Source organism: Novosphingobium sp. 18050 (assembly GCF_902706195.1).
In the GTDB taxonomy this organism is placed as follows: domain Bacteria; phylum Pseudomonadota; class Alphaproteobacteria; order Sphingomonadales; family Sphingomonadaceae; genus Novosphingobium.
In genome coordinates, this window is the sequence record NZ_CACSJO010000016.1 from 59,880 (window position 1) to 78,471 (window position 18,592).

The 18,592-nt window shown below is 63.8% G+C and carries 17 protein-coding genes and 1 tRNA gene; 7 read left to right on the forward strand and 11 right to left on the reverse strand.

Annotation, left to right across the window (positions count from 1 at the left end):
• Positions 1-157 precede the first annotated feature (157 nt).
• The gene (locus GVL61_RS15785; protein ID WP_159981619.1) at positions 158-1,102 is read right to left on the reverse strand and encodes an N-formylglutamate amidohydrolase; all 945 of its coding nucleotides are present in this window, start codon (positions 1,100-1,102) and stop codon (positions 158-160) included.
• Positions 1,103-1,275: 173 nt separating this feature from the next.
• Between GVL61_RS15785 and cpdR the strand changes: the two genes are divergently transcribed.
• Both cpdR and GVL61_RS15795 read left to right on the forward strand, forming a co-directional pair.
• Positions 1,276-1,650, forward strand: coding sequence for a cell cycle two-component system response regulator CpdR (gene cpdR / locus GVL61_RS15790; protein WP_159981620.1), 375 nt, complete (start codon positions 1,276-1,278; stop codon positions 1,648-1,650).
• Positions 1,651-1,749: 99 nt separating this feature from the next.
• Positions 1,750-1,824, forward strand: a tRNA-Val gene (locus GVL61_RS15795).
• 59 nt (positions 1,825-1,883) lie between these two features.
• On the opposite strand, the gene GVL61_RS15800 is transcribed toward GVL61_RS15795, so the two are convergent.
• The gene (locus tag GVL61_RS15800) at positions 1,884-2,645 is read right to left on the reverse strand and encodes a crotonase/enoyl-CoA hydratase family protein (RefSeq protein ID WP_159981621.1); all 762 of its coding nucleotides are present in this window, start codon (positions 2,643-2,645) and stop codon (positions 1,884-1,886) included.
• A gap of 144 nt (positions 2,646-2,789) precedes the next feature.
• Here GVL61_RS15800 and GVL61_RS15805 point away from each other — a divergent pair, with 144 nt between their 5' ends.
• Positions 2,790-4,013, forward strand: coding sequence for an NADP-dependent isocitrate dehydrogenase (locus GVL61_RS15805; RefSeq protein ID WP_159981622.1), 1,224 nt, complete (start codon positions 2,790-2,792; stop codon positions 4,011-4,013).
• Between the two features lie 130 nt (positions 4,014-4,143).
• Here GVL61_RS15805 and GVL61_RS15810 read toward each other — a convergent pair whose 3' ends face one another.
• Positions 4,144-4,986 (reverse strand): TauD/TfdA family dioxygenase, encoded by an 843-nt coding sequence (locus GVL61_RS15810; protein ID WP_159981623.1) that lies wholly within the window; start codon positions 4,984-4,986, stop codon positions 4,144-4,146.
• A 138-nt stretch (positions 4,987-5,124) separates the two neighbouring features.
• Entirely contained in the window at positions 5,125-5,715 is a 591-nt protein-coding gene (locus GVL61_RS15815) for a TetR/AcrR family transcriptional regulator (protein WP_159981624.1), read from the reverse strand.
• Between the two features lie 98 nt (positions 5,716-5,813).
• Here GVL61_RS15815 and GVL61_RS15820 point away from each other — a divergent pair, with 98 nt between their 5' ends.
• The 4 genes from GVL61_RS15820 to GVL61_RS15835 all read left to right on the forward strand — a co-directional run bounded on the left by GVL61_RS15820 (position 5,814) and on the right by GVL61_RS15835 (position 8,682).
• Positions 5,814-6,884: a PA0069 family radical SAM protein gene (locus GVL61_RS15820; RefSeq protein ID WP_159981625.1), complete on the forward strand. Its 1,071-nt coding sequence runs from the start codon at positions 5,814-5,816 to the stop codon at positions 6,882-6,884.
• Positions 6,885-6,918: 34 nt separating this feature from the next.
• Positions 6,919-7,419, forward strand: a complete 501-nt coding sequence (locus GVL61_RS15825; RefSeq protein WP_159981626.1) for a hypothetical protein — start codon at positions 6,919-6,921, stop codon at positions 7,417-7,419.
• Positions 7,420-7,532: 113 nt separating this feature from the next.
• Positions 7,533-8,330 carry an enoyl-CoA hydratase/isomerase family protein gene (locus tag GVL61_RS15830; protein WP_159981627.1) on the forward strand — a complete coding sequence of 266 codons (798 nt, stop codon included), beginning with the start codon at positions 7,533-7,535 and terminating at the stop codon, positions 8,328-8,330.
• A 79-nt stretch (positions 8,331-8,409) separates the two neighbouring features.
• A complete protein-coding gene (locus tag GVL61_RS15835; RefSeq protein WP_159981628.1) occupies positions 8,410-8,682 on the forward strand; it encodes a hypothetical protein in 273 nt (90 codons plus the stop codon).
• A gap of 10 nt (positions 8,683-8,692) precedes the next feature.
• Here GVL61_RS15835 and GVL61_RS15840 read toward each other — a convergent pair whose 3' ends face one another.
• The 7 genes from GVL61_RS15840 to GVL61_RS15870 all read right to left on the reverse strand — a co-directional run bounded on the left by GVL61_RS15840 (position 8,693) and on the right by GVL61_RS15870 (position 18,582).
• The gene (locus GVL61_RS15840; RefSeq protein WP_159981629.1) at positions 8,693-10,288 is read right to left on the reverse strand and encodes a long-chain fatty acid--CoA ligase; all 1,596 of its coding nucleotides are present in this window, start codon (positions 10,286-10,288) and stop codon (positions 8,693-8,695) included.
• Positions 10,289-10,526: 238 nt separating this feature from the next.
• Positions 10,527-14,129 (reverse strand): DNA polymerase III subunit alpha, encoded by a 3,603-nt coding sequence (gene dnaE / locus GVL61_RS15845; RefSeq protein WP_159981630.1) that lies wholly within the window; start codon positions 14,127-14,129, stop codon positions 10,527-10,529.
• A 94-nt stretch (positions 14,130-14,223) separates the two neighbouring features.
• Entirely contained in the window at positions 14,224-15,654 is a 1,431-nt protein-coding gene (locus GVL61_RS15850; RefSeq protein ID WP_159981631.1) for a carboxylesterase/lipase family protein, read from the reverse strand.
• A gap of 114 nt (positions 15,655-15,768) precedes the next feature.
• Positions 15,769-16,260 (reverse strand): glutathione peroxidase, encoded by a 492-nt coding sequence (locus GVL61_RS15855; RefSeq protein WP_235037732.1) that lies wholly within the window; start codon positions 16,258-16,260, stop codon positions 15,769-15,771.
• A gap of 11 nt (positions 16,261-16,271) precedes the next feature.
• The gene (locus tag GVL61_RS15860) at positions 16,272-16,550 is read right to left on the reverse strand and encodes a hypothetical protein (RefSeq protein WP_159981633.1); all 279 of its coding nucleotides are present in this window, start codon (positions 16,548-16,550) and stop codon (positions 16,272-16,274) included.
• A gap of 99 nt (positions 16,551-16,649) precedes the next feature.
• Positions 16,650-17,348 carry an ABC transporter ATP-binding protein gene (locus tag GVL61_RS15865; RefSeq protein WP_159981634.1) on the reverse strand — a complete coding sequence of 233 codons (699 nt, stop codon included), beginning with the start codon at positions 17,346-17,348 and terminating at the stop codon, positions 16,650-16,652.
• The gene (locus tag GVL61_RS15870) at positions 17,341-18,582 is read right to left on the reverse strand and encodes a lipoprotein-releasing ABC transporter permease subunit (protein WP_159981635.1); all 1,242 of its coding nucleotides are present in this window, start codon (positions 18,580-18,582) and stop codon (positions 17,341-17,343) included. Before GVL61_RS15870 ends, GVL61_RS15865 begins: the two co-directional genes overlap by 8 nt.
• Between the last annotated feature and the right edge of the window lie 10 nt (positions 18,583-18,592).

Below are 18,592 nucleotides of genomic sequence, written 5' to 3' on the forward strand. Positions count from 1 at the left end.
GTTGGTGCACTTCGTGCACCTCCTCCCTGAACCTTGGCCACCTCGCGCATCGCGCGAGGTGGTTTTTTATTGGCCACAGTGTTTTCAGGTACACCCCGCGATTTCACCTAACGTCATCGCGAGCGATGACGAGTAAAGTTATCGCTGCCCCCGACGGCTATTCAGCTGCTAGCGGCCAGCCTGTGTTCTGCCCCAGGTCAGCCACAACCGAGGCGAGGCGTCGCACCAGACCCGCCAGATCCTCGATCATCTCCTCCATCCCCTGCCCCGGCTCAACCAGCGCCGAATCGAGATAGCGGCCGCGGTCGATCTCGATCTGCAGGGCGTGGACGCCGCCGCGCGGGTCCGCATGGCGCTCCAGCACATAGCCGCCGGCATAAGGCCGGTTGTGCGCCGCCTCGCGCCCTACCTGCGCGAAATGCGCGAAGGCAGCGTCGACTATACTGCCGTGGCAACTTGCGCCGAATCGGTCACCCAGCACCACTTGCGCCCCCGGCGCGCCGAGCCGCGAGGGAAGCGGCGGCATCGAATGCAGGTCAATCAGCAAGGCTGCGCCCCAACGCTCGCGCAGTCCCGCCAAAACGCGGGCGAGCGCGGCATGATAGGGCTCGTGGACGCCCTCAAGGCGGTCGTTCAGGTCCTGAGCCCCGAAGCGGCGGCGCCACAATTCGCCCATCCCTGCCAGTCGGCGCGGAATGAGGCCCAGCCCGCTGCGCGCGCGGCGACTGGGCAGCGGCAAGCCGCCAGCGGGCCGTGCATCTCGCAAGAACATTTCCCAGTCGATGTCGTCAGGCGCACGGTTGAGGTCGATCATCGCACGCGGCGCATTTGCCACCAGAAGGTTTGCGCCCGTCGCAGTAGCCACGCCCTGCGCCAACCTGTCGACGTAACGATCTTCGAGCCGCAGGGCGACACCGCTCCCATGACGCAGTTCCCGAACCAGCGATTGTGGATAGACCCGGCCACCATGCGGCGCCGCGATCACCACAGGGATCGCAGAAGGCTCTTTTGCGTCCAGTATATAGGCTGCAACGCCTGGAGCACCGGGAATCCATCCCCCCAGTTCCTGTTGCGAATCACTCTCATACGGCAGATCAATCATCCGGCGACGCTGTGCGTTTCCCGCAATTTAGTCAAAGCGTCCCGTTCCCGGTCACCGCCAAATCCGGACGAGAATTTTAACCGGTGAGGCGCTATGGCGAGTCCCAGAACGACACGCGCCACAACGCGACGCGTCGCAACCTCGCACAACACTACGAAACTGGACATATCGCGATGATCCGCATCCTCCTCGCCGAAGACGACGACGCCATGCGCACCTATCTGGCGCGTGCACTGCAGAATGCAGGCTACAGCGTCGTTGCGGTCGACCGGGGCACCGCAGCGATCCCCCATCTCAAGAACGACGATTTCGATCTTCTGCTCTCGGACATCGTCATGCCCGAGATGGACGGCATCGAACTCGCCCAGAAGTGTGCGGAGATTTCGCCGATGACGAAGGTGATGTTCATCACCGGATTCGCCGCCGTCACCCTGCGCGCCAGCCGCGAGGCACCCCAGGCCAAGGTCCTGTCCAAGCCCTTCCACCTGCGCGACATCGTGATGGAAGTGCAGCGCGTTTTCGGCCTGACCGAGCACGCCACTCTTTAAGTCAAAAAATCTTCATGAAGCCTCTTGCCACGGTAATGAACCGCAGCTAGAGGGCCAGTCCTCCGGAGGGGACACTCACCGGGGACGCCGAATTGGAATGGGCGTATAGCTCAGTGGTAGAGCACTATGTTGACATCGTAGGGGTCGCAAGTTCAATCCTTGCTACGCCCACCATTCCTTGAAAACCCGCCGTGAAAACGGCGGGTTTTCTGCTTTTCAGCCCCCGCGATTTCCTATCGCCCCTTCCACTCGGGCGCACGCTTCTCCGCAAAGGCCCTTGCACCTTCGCGCGCATCCTCCGAGGCGAATACATGCGCGACGTAAGGCGTCTGATGCGTGTTGATCTCCTCCACCGGCCAGAGCCACGAATCGCGCACGATACCCTTGGAGGCGGCCACCGCCAGAGGACCATTTGCGGCGATCGCGAGCGCGAGCGTGCGCGCTTCCTCGATCGCGGATCCATCGGTGACCCGGTTGATGAGCCCCAACTCCAGCGCCCGGCGCGCATCGATGGAATTACCCGTGAGCGCCAGTTCCATCGCTAGCGCGCGCGGCAAGAGGCGGGGCAGTTGCACCACGCCGCCGCCCGCCGCCACCAGCCCGCGCTTCACCTCGGGAATGCCGAAACGCGCATCCACATGGGCAACGATCAGATCACAGGCCAGCGCCAGTTCGAATCCCCCGGCGAGCGCCGGACCGTCGACCGCCGCGATGACCGGCTTTTTCGGTGTCCACGTACAGATGCCGCCGAAGCCACCACGTTCGTCGACCGGCAGTTCGCCGCGCAGGAACCCTTTGAGGTCCATTCCTGCGCAAAAGCTGCCCCCTGCTCCGGTAAGGATCGCACAGCGCAGGTGACCTTGCGAATCAAGCCTGTCCATCGCCGCCCCGATCGCCTGCGCCGCAGCACGGGTCATCGCGTTGCGCTGGGCGGGCCGGTTGATCGTCACTTCCAGTACGCCGCCGCGCTCCGTGACCAGCACCTCATCTTCCATCAGTCGCTTCTCCCATGTTTGGTGACAGGCTGGAGGGCCAAACCCGGCCTGTAAAGCCGATTACTGCCGAGTAGCAGCCTTGCCATGCGCCGCAGCGCTGCCTAGAGACTGCCGCAATTCTCACCCCACGGGAGTCCCTTTAGAATGGCAAAGATCAAGGTTACGAACCCCGTCGTCGAAATGGACGGCGATGAAATGACCCGCATCATCTGGCAGTGGATCCGTGAACGGCTGATCCTCCCCTACCTCGATATCGACCTCAAGTACTACGACCTCTCGGTCGAGAAGCGCGACGAGACCGGCGACCAGATCACTATCGACGCCGCCAATGCGACCAAGGAATTCGGCGTCGCAGTCAAGTGCGCCACCATCACCCCCGACGAACAGCGCGTCACCGAATTCAGCCTCAAGAAGATGTGGAAGTCGCCCAACGGCACCATCCGCAACATCCTGGGCGGCGTGGTCTTCCGCGAACCCATCGTGATCTCGAACGTGCCCCGCCTGGTTCCGGGCTGGACCGACCCGATCGTGGTTGGCCGTCACGCTTTCGGCGACCAGTACAAGGCCACCGACACCCTGATCCCCGGCCCGGGCAAGCTGCGTCTGGTCTGGGACGGCGAGAACGGCGAGAAGATCGACCTCGACGTGTTCGACTTCCCGGCTCCGGGCGTCGCCATGGCGATGTACAACCTCGACGAATCGATCCGCGACTTCGCACGCGCTTCGTTCAACTACGGCCTCAACCTCGGCTGGCCGGTGTACCTCTCGACCAAGAACACCATCCTGAAGGCCTATGACGGCCGCTTCAAGGATCTGTTCCAGGAAGTGTTCGACACCGAAGGCTTTGCCGAAAAGTTCAAGGCTGCCGGCATTTCCTACGAGCACCGTCTGATCGACGACATGGTCGCCTCGGCGCTCAAGTGGTCGGGCAAGTTCGTCTGGGCCTGCAAGAACTACGACGGCGACGTGCAGTCGGACACCGTTGCACAGGGCTTCGGCTCGCTGGGCCTGATGACCTCGGTCCTCCTCTCGCCCGACGGCAAGACCGTCGAAGCGGAAGCGGCCCACGGCACCGTGACCCGTCACTACCGCCAGCACCAGCAGGGCAAGGCGACCTCGACCAACCCGATCGCCTCGATCTTCGCCTGGACGCGCGGCCTGGCCTATCGCGGCAAGTTCGACAACACGCCGGAAGTCGTGAAGTTCGCCGAGACGATCGAGCGCATCTGCATCGAGACCGTCGAGAGCGGCAAGATGACCAAGGACCTCGCGCTGCTCATCGGCCCCGACCAGAGCTGGATGACCACCGAGCAGTTCTTCGAAGCTATCGTCGAGAACCTCGACGCGGAAATGGCCAACTGGGCCTGATCCCGTTTCAGCCGGCGGTGCGAGCCGCCGGCTGATCGACACAGCAAAAAGCCCGCCGACTCGTCAGAGCCGGCGGGCTTTTTGTTGGTCTTAATTCCTCCCCGAACTTACTCGGGAAGGAATTCGCGGCTCACTCCGCCCAGGCTTCCTCGCCTTCCAGCTTGGTGCGGTGCATCATGCGCCCGCAGTCGGGATCGTAAGCCTCGGCCCGGTGCATGGTCCCGGTGTTGTCCCAGATCACCAGGTCGCCCACCGTCCAAGCGTGGCTATAGGTGAAGTCCGGGCTGGTCGCCCATTCGCGCAGGCCATGGATGATCCGCGCGCTCTCGGCGTAATCGACGTCGATCACGTGGTGGCAAGTGCATCCCAGAACCAGCGACTTGCGGCCCGAGGCGTGCTTCCACACCAGTGGCAGGACTTTCTCGCCGATGCTCTGCATGAGCTTGAGCTTCGCCAGGCTCGGCTCCGCCTCATAGTAGAACAGCGAGGCCCAGGGCCCGTGCAGTACACGCATGTCCTCGTAACGCGCCTTGTCCTCGTCCGAGAGGTCGTCATAGGCGGCATAGGTATTCGAGAACCCGGTGTTGCCGGTCCCCTTCGGGCTGGGCACCTTGCATGAAAGCAGCGAGGCCAGGATCGGCACTTCGTTACGGGTGCCGTCGATATGCCAGTAGAGCGAGCCCTTCAGATACTCGGCGCTACTGGGGTTTTCCTTCACGTCGAGCGTGATCTTGGAAGGCGAACCGTCGGGGTTTTCCGAGGCATATTCGCCGAGCGTCTTGGTAAAGGCGATCTGCTCCTCGTCGGAGAAGTTGATCTGCGGGAAGACGAGCACCCCGCGCGCCTCCAGTTCCTCGCGGATCTGGGCGGCAAATTCCCCGGAGAGCAGTTCTTCCTTGGAATTGAGGATACGGCTGCCGATCTTCGGCTTGACGTGTTCGACCTTGAATTGGGCCTTGGTTGCGACCGACATGTTGATTTCTCCCGAAGTTTGGGCTGCGAGAACGCTGTTACCGCGTCTGGGACCAAAGCTCCTTGAGCGTCAAGCGGACTGGCCCGGTGAGGCCAAGTCAGCGCCGATGCGGTATGTCGGCCCTATATGAAGGGCCAGTCAGTCCTTCGCCGGTGCCAGCTTTTCCAGCCAGGTTTCGACGATGCGCATCGCCTCGGCGTGGCCGGTACGTACGCCCAACCCCTCTTCCATCACGATGGCCCGGCCGATCCCGGCGAGAATGAGGCTGAGACCCGCCGCATCGAAACCTTCGAGGCGGTTTATCCTGTCGCCCAGGATGCGCTTGAGAATGTCGACCTGACGCGCACGCATCGCCTCGCTGTGCTGCGCCATATAGTCGCGCACCGCCGGACGATGGTTGGCCAGCGCCATGAATTCGAGCGCCATGGCGGTGCGGCTGGTGTCGACGAAGAACCCCCAGAGCGCGCGTAGCGGATCATCGGAAGCCAATGCCTCCTCGATCATCAGGTCGCTCTGCGATGCGCCAAGCCGCGAGACTTCGACCAGCAAATCATCGGTGGTCGGGAAATAATAGTGCACCAGCGAAGGCTTTAGCCCGGCGCAAGCGGCAACCCGGCGAGTGCTGACGGATGCATACCCTTCGTCGCGGATCAACTGGTTGGTAGCCTCGACGATGAGGGCCCGCGTCGCGGACGTCTCTGCTCCGACCCTGCGTGCTACGCCTGCCATCGTAATTCCCTTCGCCGGCTGGCCTAAGGGCGCAGGCATACAAGATCAACCGCGAAGGGTGGATTGACTTTTGTTCTCTTTTTGTTCATTCTCGACTCATGGAACCGATCAAGGGCAGAGGCGCGGTTACGGGAGCGGCAAGCGCACGCTTCAATCTGCCTGCACGCGAAGCGGACGGCGACTGGCTCGACGATGCAGAAACCGTCGACGGCCCTGCCCGCCACCCGGCAACCACCGTGATCGAGGAACGTCCCCGCTCGATCCTCTCGTTCAACAAGTCTCCCGATGTGCCGTTCGACCGCTCGGTCAACGCCTATCGCGGATGTGAGCACGGTTGCATCTACTGCTTTGCGCGGCCCAGTCATGCCTATCACGATCTCTCCCCCGGCCTCGATTTCGAAACGAAGCTGTTCGCCAAGCCTGCCGCCGCCAGACTGCTGCGCGAAACGCTGGCCAAGCGCGGCTACAAACCCGCTCCGATTGCAATGGGGACCAATACTGACCCTTACCAGCCGATCGAAAACACCTACCGCATCACCCGCGACGTGCTCGAACTGTGCCTGGAAACGCGCCACCCCGTGACGATCACCACCAAGTCCGACCGCGTGCTGCGCGACCTCGACCTGCTGGTGGCACTGGCCCAGCGCGATCTCGTGAGCGTTGGCATTTCCGTGACCAGCCTTGATCCGAAACTCTCGCAGCTGTTGGAGCCCCGCGCCTCATCCCCGGCCAAGCGCATGGCGGCACTGGGGCGGCTGGCCGAGGCGGGCGTGCCCGCGCATGTATCTGTCGCGCCGGTTATCCCGGCCATCACCGACAGTTTCATGGAAGAGATTCTGGAGGAATCGGCAGCGCGCGGCATCCACGCGGCGACGTGGATCATGGTCCGTCTGCCGCATGAAGTCGCCCCGCTCTTCCGCGAATGGCTGGCGGCCCACTTCCCGAGCCGCGCCGACAAGGTGATGGCAACGATCCGATCGATGCGCGGCGGACGCGACAACGATCCCGATTTCTTCACCCGCATGAAGCCGAAGGGTGTTTGGGCAGAACTGTTCCGCAGCCGCTTCCGCATCGCCGCCACGCGGCTGGGCATTACCGGCCCCAGATCCGTGCTGGACTGCACGCAATTTTGCCGCCCGTCGCTGGACGGTCAACTTTCGCTGCTATAACTTCGCGAATGACATTTCGAGGACGCATGTGACGATGGTAACGGCAGCCCTTGCATTTCTGGTCCTCGTCGCGGCTCCTGCCGCATCCTATCAGCAGGCTCTGGCGGGCGCACCGCCTCCGGTCGTATCCGTTGAACGAGGAGCGCCCTCCTGCGCGGCGGGCTGCATGTCTGCCATCGAGGCGGTGACTTATGCTTCGTACCTGGGAACCAAGGCCGGGGTTGCCGGCATCTTCGAGATGCCGGTGGTGGAAGTGGGTCAGCAGAACGGGATGTTCTACCTTAACTCGGAAACGGACTACCGGGACCGTAACTGCCTGACAGTCGCCATGACGCCCCGCGCCATGAATGACCTGGTCGGGACCACCGATCTTGCGGATATACGTGAGCGCCTGCGCAGCCGCCGCGTGATCGTGAACGGGATCGCCCGACAGGTACGCATCAATTTCCTCAACGACGGCAGGCCCACCGGTAAATACTACTATCAGATCCATGTCCGTGTCGGCGATGCCGGGCGGGTACGGATCGTCGGTTAACGCCGGAAGGAGAGCGCTTTTCCGGCAAAGGCAATCCGCGCCGCCCTTGCAGGCCTTGAACGGACGGCCTTTGTCCCCGAACTTCCGCCCGCAACCGGAGGCAAGGAACGCGCATGGCCGACGACCCGATCCTGATCGAATCGCGCGGCGCCATCGAGATCGTCTCGCTCAATCGCCCGGAAGCGCTCAACACCTTCGACGAGGCGCTGACCTTCGCTCTGCGCGGCTATTTCACGGGCCTTGCCGAGCGGCTCGACGTGCGCGTGGTGATCATTCGCGCCGAAGGCCGCGCCTTCTGCGCCGGGCTCGACCTTGGCGGCTGGCAAAATGACGGCGCGCGCGGTGAGGTGCAGCATTACTGGCGCCTTCAACGCGCGGTCGCCGGCGTTCTGGAGGCGATGCGCGCCTGCCCCCAGCCTATCGTCGCTCTTGGTCACGGGGCAGCTTGCGGGGCCGGCTTTTCGCTGCTTCTCGCAAGCGACGTGCGGTACGCAGCGCCCGACCTCAGGATGAATGCGGCCTACATCAAGGTTGGTCTTGGCGGTTGCGACCTTGGCTGCAGCTACTTTCTCCCGCGCCTCGTCGGAGCTTCCATCGCTTCGGAATATATCCTCACCGGACGGTTCATGACGGCGGACAAAGCGCTTTCCTGCGGCCTCCTGAGCCAGATCGCCGCGCCTGAAGACCTGCTCGAAACCGGCCTCGCGCTGGCGCGGGAGATGATCGCGAACGCACCGATGGGCCTCAGGCTCAGCAAGGACGCGCTGAACCGCAACCTGGATGCGCGCTCGCTGGCGGATGCCATGGCGGTGGAAGACCGCCAGCAAGTGATGCTTCTGATGAGCGAGGATTTTTCCGAAGGCGTCGCCGCCTTCCGCGAGAAGCGCCCGCCCCGCTACCGCGACCGCTGAGCCCTGCTTCCTGCGCGCGGCAACCGCTTCGCCGCACGCGCGTTCCGTTGGTAACGAGATAACGGACAGGAGCCCATACATGGCCGACGAAACCAGCGAAACCGCGCGCCAGTCGGAAGCCCCCGCGACGCACACCACGATCATTCACGAAGCCCCGCGCTCCAGCAGCGGCATCGGCATCATCATGGCGCTGATCCTGCTCATCGTCGTGGTCGGCGGCATCTATCTTTTCAGCAAGACCTCAAGCGAGAACGCCCGCGACAACGCCATTGCCGACGCGGCGAGCGATGTCGGCAATGCCGCCACCAAGGTCGGCAATGCTGCTGAAAACGCGGTTAACACCAACAAGTGAGAGCGATGGATCAGTCCAGACGATAATCGCGAAACTGAACACGCAGGTCTTTCTTGCTGATCTTGCCGGAGCCGGTGTGGGGCAGCGAGGCGACGAACTCGATCGCATCGGGCACCCACCACTTGGCGACCCGCGCAGCGAGGTAATGGCGCAGGGTTTCGGCCGAAAGCGCGGTGTCCGGTTTCTTTACGACAACCAGCAGCGGTCGCTCGTCCCAGCGGGGATGAAATATTCCGATCGCCGCCGCTTCCAGAACTTCGGGATGGCCGATGGCAGCGTTTTCCAGATCGACCGAACTGATCCACTCTCCACCCGACTTGATGAGGTCTTTGGTCCGGTCGGTCAGCCGCACCGTGCCATCAGGTGAGATAACCGCGACATCGCCGGTATCGAACCAGTCGCCGGGACCGACCACGTCTTCCTCTGCCTCAAAGTAGCGCTTGATCGTCCAGGGGCCGCGCACCTGTAGCGGGCCGCTCGTCTTGCCGTCGTGCGCAGCCTCGCATCTGGGGTCGGCCAGCGACATCACGCGCACTTCGCTGCCGTAGACCGGGCGGCCCTGACGGCTCTTGCATTCGACCTGCTGCTCGAAGGTCATCTCATCCCATTCGGGCGGCTCGTAAGTGACGGTGGCGATCGGCGAAGTCTCGGTCATGCCCCAGGCCTGCACTACGCGCACGCCCGCGCGCATCAACCGCTCGACCACGCTGGACGGCACGGCCGAGCCGCCCGAAAGCGCCAGCCGGAACGGCGGCATCGCGCGTCCGGTCCTGTCGAGATGCTCGAACATCGCAAACCAGACGGTGGGCACACCGCCGACATGGGTGACTTTCTCATCCGCGATCAGGTCGCAGAGGACGGTAGGTTCGTTGACTTGGCTATAAACCATCTTCGCGCCCGTCGCGGCGCAGGCCCAGGGCAGGCCCCAGTTGTTGGCGTGGAACATCGGCACCACCGGCAACACGCAGGAGCGCGGTTCGATCGCCAGGCATGCCGGCTGGATCATCGCCAGCGTATGCAGCACGTTTGAGCGGTGCGAATAAAGCACCCCCTTCGGATCGCCGGTCGTGCCGCTGGTATAGCACAGCATACATGGCGCCCGCTCGTCGCCCATGCCCCACACCGCATCGCCGTCCTCGGCCGCGATCAAGTCTGCGAAGGCCACGGCATGGCGAGCATCGTCGAAGCATATGTAGTGCTCGATCGTCGGCCAGCGCGCGCGCATGCGGTCGACGATGGACTGGAACTGGGCATCGTAGATCAGTACGCGGTCGCCGGCGTGATTGACGATATATTCGAGCTGATCGTCGAACAGGCGCGGGTTGATGGTGTGCAGCACGCAGCCCGCGCCGGTGATGCCGAACCAGCTTGCAAGATGGTGTGAATGGTTCATCGCCAGGGTGGCGACGCGCGCGCCAGCGTAGATATCCAGCCGCCGCAGCGCCTGCACCATGCGCAGCGCATCGCGGCGCAGGTCACGCCAGTTGGTCCGCGTCTGGGTGCCGTCCGCCCAGTGGCTGACGATCTCACGCTCAGGATGCGCCCGCGCGGCATGATCGATCAGACCAGAGACGCGCAGCTCCCAATCCTGCATCCCACCCAGCATCGCAGCGTTCTCCTGTCCCGGCAAGTTATGCGCACTTTTGCGCTATTCCAGCAAAAGAATGTAAAATAAGGACAAGACGGGGCGAAGCACGGCCAGATGGAGCAAACCGTTTACTTCGTAAAGTCGCGCCCATTATCAGTGACCGCAGACTGGGCGAGCCAAGCCGCACTGTTTCCATGCTGCCGCGGACCTCTGCGCGACACTGCTAGCGCGGAAAGTAACGTGAGATCTACCCGCGTCAGGCAGCCATCGGCACTCGTTCAGGACCGCGCCGCGCGGTCAACTCGATGCCCGATATGCCCGTTACGCTCTGCAATTGTTCGGCAAAGTCGCCATCCAGCGCAAAATCGCGACCGAGGCGTACTTTCTGCTCGCGGCCATTTCCCAGATGCAGGGTCGCAATCACCTCGCCGCTGCCCTTGGGGCCGGGGCGCATCAGCAGCGCCAGTTCCTGCACTGCCTCGACCCGGTCGATATCGAGCTTCAGCAGCATCCGCGCATCGGCCTTTACTTCCGCCAGAGGGCGCCCGCCGCGCACCGTAACGCGCGGAGGCTCGTCCACACTGGGCGAATCCAGCTCGACGTTGAGCAGGATGCAGGTGCCTTCCTTGGCCCACTTCACAAAGTTCTCGACCAGGCTTTCCTCGAAGCACGAGGCCGAGAAATTGCCCGACTGGTCCGAGAAATCGGCCATGACGAAGTCCTTGCCGCGCTTGGTCTTGCGCCGCTGCACGCTCTCCACCATCGCCGCCATGACCGCGCCGGTGCGCCCGCCTCCGCCGCCGCCCGCCATCAGGCTGGAATACGTGCGCGCGCCGTTGCCGCTGGCGACCACGCGGTATTGCTCGACCGGGTGGGCGGCGAAGTAGAAGCCGAAATTCTCGCGCTCCTTCGCCATCTGGTCAATGCGGCTCCAGGGTTCCGCTTCGACAAGGCGCAGCCCCTGTTCGGCATGGTCATCGCCGCCGAACAGCGCGGCCTGCGTGGAATTGCGTTCGCGGGAGGAGCGGTCGGCCTCGGCCAGCAGGGTGTCCGCGTTGGCGAGGACTTTGGCGCGGTTCGGCTCCAGCGTATCGAAACCGCCCGCCGCGCCGAGGCTTTCAAGCTGGCGGCGGTTCATCGATCCGGCAGGCGCGCGCCGGAACACGTCATCCAGGCTGACGAACGGGCCATTGGCCACGCGCTCGGCGACGATGGCGTCCATCGCCTTTTCGCCGACGTTGCGAATGCCCGCCAGCGCATAGCGCACCGCGTGGCTTTCGGCGGTTTCCTCGACGATGAATTCCGCTTCCGAACGGTTGATGTCGGGCGGTGCCAGTTCGATGCCATTGCGGCGCGCGTCGTCGACGAAGATCGCCAGCTTTTCAGACTGGTGCATGTCGAAGCACATGGCGGCGGCGTAGAATTCGTGCGGGTAATGCGCCTTGAACCAGGCGGTGTGATAGGCAAGCAGCGCATAGGCGGCGGCGTGCGATTTGTTGAAGCCATAGCCGGCGAACTTGTCGATCAAGTCGAACAGTTCGTTGGCCTTGGCCGCTTCGATGCCGGATTCGCGCTTGCAGCCCTCGACGAAGCGCAGGCGCTGCGCGTCCATCTCGGCCTGGACTTTCTTGCCCATGGCGCGGCGCAGAAGGTCGGCGTCGCCCAGCGAGTAGCCCGCCAGGATCTGCGCGGCCTGCATGACCTGCTCCTGATAAACGAAAATCCCGTAGGTTTCCCCCAGGATCACCGAGAGCTTCTCGTGCGGATACTCGATCGCGGCGAGGCCGTTCTTGCGCTGGCCGAACAGCGGGATGTTGTCCATCGGGCCCGGACGGTAGAGCGAAACGAGCGCGATGATGTCGCCGAAGTTGGTCGGCTTCACCGCCGACAGCGTGCGGCGCATACCTTCCGATTCCAACTGGAACACGCCCACGGTGTCACCGCGCTTGAGCAGTTCGTAAACCGCAGGATCGTCCCAGCCCAGCGTCGAAAGGTTGATCGTGATGCCGCGCCGCTGGAGCAATTCGCCCGCCTTGTGCAGCACCGACAGCGTCTTGAGGCCGAGGAAGTCGAATTTGACGAGGCCCGTGTCCTCGACATATTTCATGTCGAACTGCGTCACCGGCATGTCGGAGCGCGGATCGCGGTAGAGCGGCACAAGCTGCGCCAGCGGACGGTCACCGATGACGACGCCCGCTGCGTGGGTGGAGGAGTTGCGCGGCAGGCCTTCCAGCTGCACCGCCAGATCGACCAGCCGCCGCACTTCGGCGTCGTTGTCGTATTCGCGGCGGAATTCCGGAACCGGGCCGTCCTTGGTGACGCCGTGCTGCTTTCGCCCGTTGATAGTCTCGGTCAGCGTCCAGGGGTCGGTCGGATGGTTGGGCACCATCTTGCACAGGCTGTCGACCTTGCCGTAGCCCATCTGCAAGATGCGCCCGCAATCGCGCAGAACCGCGCGGGCCTTCATCTTGCCGAAGGTGATGATCTGGGCGACGTGGTCCTCGCCGTACTTGGCCTGAACGTAGCGGATCACCTCACCGCGGCGGGTTTCGCAGAAGTCGATGTCGAAGTCAGGCATCGAGACGCGTTCCGGGTTGAGGAAGCGTTCGAACAGCAGGCCCAGCTTGAGCGGATCTAGCCCGGTGATGGTCAAGGCCCATGCCACCAGCGAGCCGGCGCCCGAACCACGCCCCGGACCCACGGGAATGCCGTTGTCGTTCGACCACTTGATGAAGTCGGCAACGATCAGGAAGTAGCCGGGGAAGCCCATGCCGACGATGATACCGACCTCGAAATCGAGGCGGTCGGCGTATTCGAGGAAGTCTTCGGTGACGCCTTTTTCGCGCAATCCTTCGTAGGCGGCGCGGCGCTCGTCGCCCTTGAGGGCCATGGCCTGGTCGAGTTCGTCGACGGTTACATCGGGCCAGTACGGCGCCAGACGCACGGCAAGGCCGAGGCGCGAATCGTCGGCGAGCATCCGTGCCTCACCCTCGCGGTCACCGGCGAGGCTGGGCAGCAGCGGCTTGCGCTTGGGCGGCGCATAGGCGCAGCGCTGCGCAACGACGAGGGTATTGGCCAGCGCCTCGGGCAGGTCGGCAAACAGTTCCTGCATGACCGGCATCGGCTTGACCCAGCGCTCGGACGAGGAGCGCGGGCGGTCGCCGGCGTCGATCTGGGTGGAGTTGGCGATGCACAGCAGCGCGTCATGCGCGGCGTGGAAGGTCTTTTCCGGGTACTGCGCCGGGTTGGAGGCGACCAGCGGGATATCGCGGCTGTAGGCGAGCGCGATCAGCTCCTCCTCGCTCTCGTCCTCCTCAGGCTCGCCGGTGCGGGTGATCTCGATGTAAAGACGATCACCGAACAGCGACTGCAACGTGTCGCAATAGCTTTCCGCAGCGTCATACTTGCCGCCCGCGAAAAGCCGCGCCAGCGCGCCTTCGTTGCCGCCGGAAAGACAGATCAAACCGTCGGTGTAACCGCGCAGCGATTCGAGCTGGACATGGGGGTCCAGTTCCAGCGGACGGCTGAGGTGTGCGCGGCTGACGTGATGGCACAAGTTGAGCCAGCCCGCTTCGTTCTGCGCGAACAGGGCCAGCCAGTCGATCGGCAGTTCCTGCCCCTGCGCCTGAGCGCCGGGACGGGCGACGGCGAGGAACGCGCCGACGATCGGCTGCACGCCCGCGCTCTTGCACGCTCCCGCGAAGATCGGGGCGCCGTAGAGACCGTTACGATCGCAGATAGCGGCGGCGGGAAACTTGCGCTCCTTGGCCAGTTTGGCGATCGCCTTCGGCTCGATCGCGCCGTCCAGCATGGTGAAGCTGGAAAAGATGCGAAGCGGTACGAAGGGAGAATGGGCCATCGCCCAAATTTAGGCATTGGGCATGGGCGGGATCAAGAGCGCGCGGGGGAAAAGGCAGGGGATAGCCCCGCCCTCCCCTCCATTTGGCGCACCTTCAGGGCTTGCGGGTGAGCGGATCGCGCCCGACCCGCGCCTCGCCGTCGGCGGCGAAGTCCATGATCTCGTCCTTTGCGCCGTCGTAGCGCGGCCATAACGGCAGTACCCCGCCGTTCGGATCGCCCTTCTTCGCGAAAGCGACAACTGCGTCGCTGATCATCTCACCCACATGATTATCGCGTGCGGTAGTGGTGTCCGCGTATTTGATAGCCTGTGTATCGAAGAAGAACGGAATGTCCGAGGCATGGCCCGCGCCCTTCGCCTTTAGCGAGGATGCCACGTAGGAGAAGCGATAGGCATAGACAGGCACACCGGCCTTCGTCAGCGTCGCCGCGACGTCACGTGCACCCTTGATCATCATGCCGTCCGCGCCGCCGATATCATCGCTGGTCGCACCGACCATGACCGGGATCTTGTTGAATTTTCCGTCGGCATAGGCCTTCTGCATGTCCACCGCGATACGGCCGTCCGCGAAAGGCGAAGAGAACGCCGGCCGCGGCGAAGCGAACAGCGCTGCCAGATTAAGCCCGTCGACCACCTTTTCCGCTGGCAAGGCACGCAGTTTCGCCAGCGCCCGAGGATCGTCCGCCGCAATGCCCTGCGCGGCAGCGAAGTCCTGTCCGGATTTTTCGGCCTGCGCCATGTCATCCTTGCCGAACATGTCGCCATTGCCGCCAGACATGATGACCGCCCGGTGGAACAGACCCTGGCTCAGCGGCGACGTCAGCAGCATGTGCACCGAAAATCCGCCCGCGCTTTCGCCCATCAGGGTAACGTTGCCGGGGTCCCCGCCGAAAGCCGCGATGTTGTCATGCACCCATTTGAGCGCGGCGACCTGATCGAGCGTGCCGTAGTTGCCCAGCATCCCGCCGTCGGCATCCTTTGCGCTCAGCTGCGGATGGGCGAACGTCCCGAAACGGCCGAGGCGGTAGTTGAAGCTGACCACGACAACGCCCTTTTCGGCGAGTTCCCTGCCCGAATAAGTCGGCGGAGAAGACCCCCCATTCACGAAGCCGCCACCGTAAACCCACAGGACGACCGGCAGCTTGCCTTTGGCCGTGCCAGTCGCATGGGCCGGCTTCCAGACGTTTAAGTAGAGACAATCCTCAGCCGGCGGGGTGCCCAGCGGGGCGGCGTCGCTGGGGAACGGCTTTTGCATGCAGTCATGCGCATAGGCGGTGGCGGCGCGCACGCCCTGCCACGCCGCTGCCGGCTGCGGCGCCCGCCAGCGCAACTCGCCCACCGGCGGCGCGGCGAAGGGAATACCCTTCCAGCTGATAACGCCTTCCTCCATCACGCCAGAGACCTTGCCGGTCTTCGTCTCGGCGATGGGGTCCTTTGCCAGCACCGGCACACAGGCGGCCGAGGCAAGCGCGATCGATACCAGCGCGGAGGCGGCAAGAGCCGAGGAAAAACGCAGACGCTGCATCTTGGGATGACTCCGAGAGGGGAAGCGGGAACGCCGTGGGTCGACCGAAACGCCCGCCGTATCGATCCATCGCGGACGTACTAAGAGCCGGACAGGCTCCCGGTGACGAATGCGCTAGAGCAGCGCCTCGATATCGCGGGCCATCGCGGCCGGCTTGTCGGTGGGCGCATAGCGGCGGACCACCTTGCCTTCGCGGTCGATGAGAAACTTGGTGAAATTCCATTTGATCGACTTCGACCCCAGCAGTCCGGGCGCCTGCGCCTTCAGCCATTCGTAGAGCGGCGCAGTGCCGGCTCCGTTGACTTCGACTTTGCCCATCAGCGGGAACGACAGGCCGAAATTCACTTCGCAGAATGCGGCGATCTCGTCAGCTTCTCCCGGCTCCTGCCCGCCGAACTGGTTACACGGGAAGGCCATCACCTCGAAGCCACGCTCACGGTAATTCTGCCAGAGTTCCTCCAGACCACTGTACTGCGGAGTGAAGCCGCACTTGCTGGCGGTGTTGACCACCAGCACCACCTTGCCGAGGCGATCGGCAAGGCTCACCGTCTCGCCATTCGGCAGGACGGCGGTGAAGTCGGCGATGGTCTGCGGATTTGCCTTCACACCCACGGCCATCACGCCAGAGGGAAGTCGGCGCGGCGCGACAGCCTGCGTATCTCGCCGATGCGGAATGTGTGGTCGCCGTCCTTCTGGATGGCATAATCGTCCTGTCGCTCCTCCGGCATGCCGAGGACAAAACGGATCAGTTCGGCCACCGTGCCGCGCCGGATGGTCTTGAACCGGTGGAACAGACCGCCGCCATCCTCGCACTTGTGAAGCTCAGCGGAATCGTCCCAGCCAAAGCCCTTAGCCGGGCCGGTGCTGGTCTCGATGGTGGAGGGGGTGTCGCTCATGGGCGCTGACCTTCTTTTCTGTTCAAACTGACACATTCGATGTGGGAACAGAAAATCCCGAGGTCAACGCTGGTTCCGCGACAATCCTGCGCGGCCCCTCTATGTCAGCACACCATCGTGCAGACGCACCACGCGGTCCATTGCTGCGGCCAGCCGTTCGTTGTGGGTGGCCACCAGCGCAGCGCTGCCCTCCCCCCGCACAAGCGCGAGGAACTGGGCGAAAACCTTGTCGGCGGTCGCCTCGTCGAGGTTGCCGGTCGGCTCGTCGGCCAGCACCAGATGGGGGCGGTTGGCCAGCGCACGCGCCACTGCGACGCGCTGCTGCTCGCCGCCCGAGAGCTTGCTGGGACGGTGTTCCAGACGCTGGCCGAGGCCCAGCGCGGTCAGCAGTTCACGCGCCCGCTCGTCACACTCACCCCTGGGCCTGCCGGTGATGAGCTGCGGCAGGACAACGTTCTCGATCGCGTTGAAGTCCGGCAGCAGGTGATGGAACTGGTAGACGAAACCAATGTGATCGCGGCGCACGGCAGCGCGCTGGTCCTTGCCCAGCTTGCTGGCGTCGATCCCGGCGATCTCGATCTTGCCGCCGAAGCCGCCTTCCAGCAGGCCGATTGCCTGCAGCATGGTCGACTTGCCCGAGCCGGATGGCCCAAGCAGGCCGACGATCTCGCCGGGGCGCACTGTCAGGTTCACGCCGCGCAGCACGTCGATACGCACCCCGCCCTGCTCGAAACTGCGGGTAACTTCGGTGAGATGCGCCACCGGCGCAGTCGAGGAAGCAACGATGGTTTCACTCATAACGCAGCACCTGCACGGGATCGGTGCTCGCCGCCCTGTAGGCCGGGTAGAGCGTGGCAAGGAAGCTGAACACCAGCGCCATACCGCAGATCGTGATGATCTCGACAGGGTCGGAGCGCGAGGGCAGCTCTGTCAGGAAGCGGATCGAGGGATCCCACAGGTTCTGGCCCGTGACGATCTCCACCGCATGGACGATCGGCTGGCGGAAGAACAGGAACACGAAGCCGAGCGCGAGGCCCACCAGCGTCCCCATCGCGCCGATACAGAAGCCCGCCGTCACGAAGACCTTCAGCAGCGAGCGGCGCGTGGCCCCCATCGTGCGCAGGATCGCGATGTCGCGGGTCTTGGCGCGCACCAGCATGATGAGCGAGGACAGAATGTTGAACACCGCCACCAGCACGATGATCGAAAGCACCACGAACATCGCCACCCGCTCCACCGCCAGCGCCTCGAACAGCGAGGCATTGATGGTCTTCCAGTCGGTGACTACGGCCCTGCCCTGTAGCTGACGCGTCAGGGGAGCGAGGATAGTGCCTACGTTGTCGGGATCGTTGGTGGTCACTTCGATCGTACCGATCGAATCGCCGCTCAGCAAAAGCGTCTGCGCATCCTTCATCGGCATCACCACGAAGGCGTTGTCATAGTCATAGACGCCGATCTCGAAGACCGCCGACACCTTGTAGGCGATCTGGCGCGGCACCGTGCCGAAGGGGGTGGAACGCCCCTGCGGGTTGATGATGGTGATCACGTCGCCCACTTGCGCGCCAAGGTTCTGGGCAAGCTGCTTGCCGATCGCCACATTGTCGCTGCCGGGCTTGAGTTCGGCCAGACTTCCGGCTTTCACCTTATCCTGGATACGTCCGATGTCCTCGGCGGTGTTGCCGCGTACCAGGATCGCCTCGACGCGGCCGTTGAAGCTGGCCAGCAGCGGCTGCTCGATCAGCGGCGAGGCTCTGACCACGCCCTTGGTGGCGCGCACATCCTTGAGCACGCGCTCCCAGTCATCGAGCCGGCCACCGTAGGCCTGGATGATGGCATGGCCGTTGAGATTGACGATCTTGTCGAACAGTTCCGCGCGGAAACCGTTCATCACGCTCATGACGATCACCAGCGCGGCGACGCCCAGCGCCACCGCGACAAGGCTGATACCGGCGACCAGCGCAATGAAGCGCTCGCCCTTGCCCGGCAGCATGTAGCGCTTGGCGATAGTCCATTCGAAAGGGGATAGGATCAAGCGACGGGTC

Coding starts and splice junctions, on each gene's coding strand:
- GVL61_RS15785 (WP_159981619.1), bottom strand. CDS start 1,102: ATGATTGATCTGCCGTATGAGAGTGATTCGCAACAGGAACTGGGGGGA.
- cpdR (WP_159981620.1), top strand. CDS start 1,276: ATGATCCGCATCCTCCTCGCCGAAGACGACGACGCCATGCGCACCTAT.
- GVL61_RS15800 (WP_159981621.1), bottom strand. CDS start 2,645: ATGGAAGATGAGGTGCTGGTCACGGAGCGCGGCGGCGTACTGGAAGTG.
- GVL61_RS15805 (WP_159981622.1), top strand. CDS start 2,790: ATGGCAAAGATCAAGGTTACGAACCCCGTCGTCGAAATGGACGGCGAT.
- GVL61_RS15810 (WP_159981623.1), bottom strand. CDS start 4,986: ATGTCGGTCGCAACCAAGGCCCAATTCAAGGTCGAACACGTCAAGCCG.
- GVL61_RS15815 (WP_159981624.1), bottom strand. CDS start 5,715: ATGGCAGGCGTAGCACGCAGGGTCGGAGCAGAGACGTCCGCGACGCGG.
- GVL61_RS15820 (WP_159981625.1), top strand. CDS start 5,814: ATGGAACCGATCAAGGGCAGAGGCGCGGTTACGGGAGCGGCAAGCGCA.
- GVL61_RS15825 (WP_159981626.1), top strand. CDS start 6,919: ATGGTAACGGCAGCCCTTGCATTTCTGGTCCTCGTCGCGGCTCCTGCC.
- GVL61_RS15830 (WP_159981627.1), top strand. CDS start 7,533: ATGGCCGACGACCCGATCCTGATCGAATCGCGCGGCGCCATCGAGATC.
- GVL61_RS15835 (WP_159981628.1), top strand. CDS start 8,410: ATGGCCGACGAAACCAGCGAAACCGCGCGCCAGTCGGAAGCCCCCGCG.
- GVL61_RS15840 (WP_159981629.1), bottom strand. CDS start 10,288: ATGCTGGGTGGGATGCAGGATTGGGAGCTGCGCGTCTCTGGTCTGATC.
- dnaE (WP_159981630.1), bottom strand. CDS start 14,129: ATGGCCCATTCTCCCTTCGTACCGCTTCGCATCTTTTCCAGCTTCACC.
- GVL61_RS15850 (WP_159981631.1), bottom strand. CDS start 15,654: ATGCAGCGTCTGCGTTTTTCCTCGGCTCTTGCCGCCTCCGCGCTGGTA.
- GVL61_RS15860 (WP_159981633.1), bottom strand. CDS start 16,550: ATGAGCGACACCCCCTCCACCATCGAGACCAGCACCGGCCCGGCTAAG.
- GVL61_RS15865 (WP_159981634.1), bottom strand. CDS start 17,348: ATGAGTGAAACCATCGTTGCTTCCTCGACTGCGCCGGTGGCGCATCTC.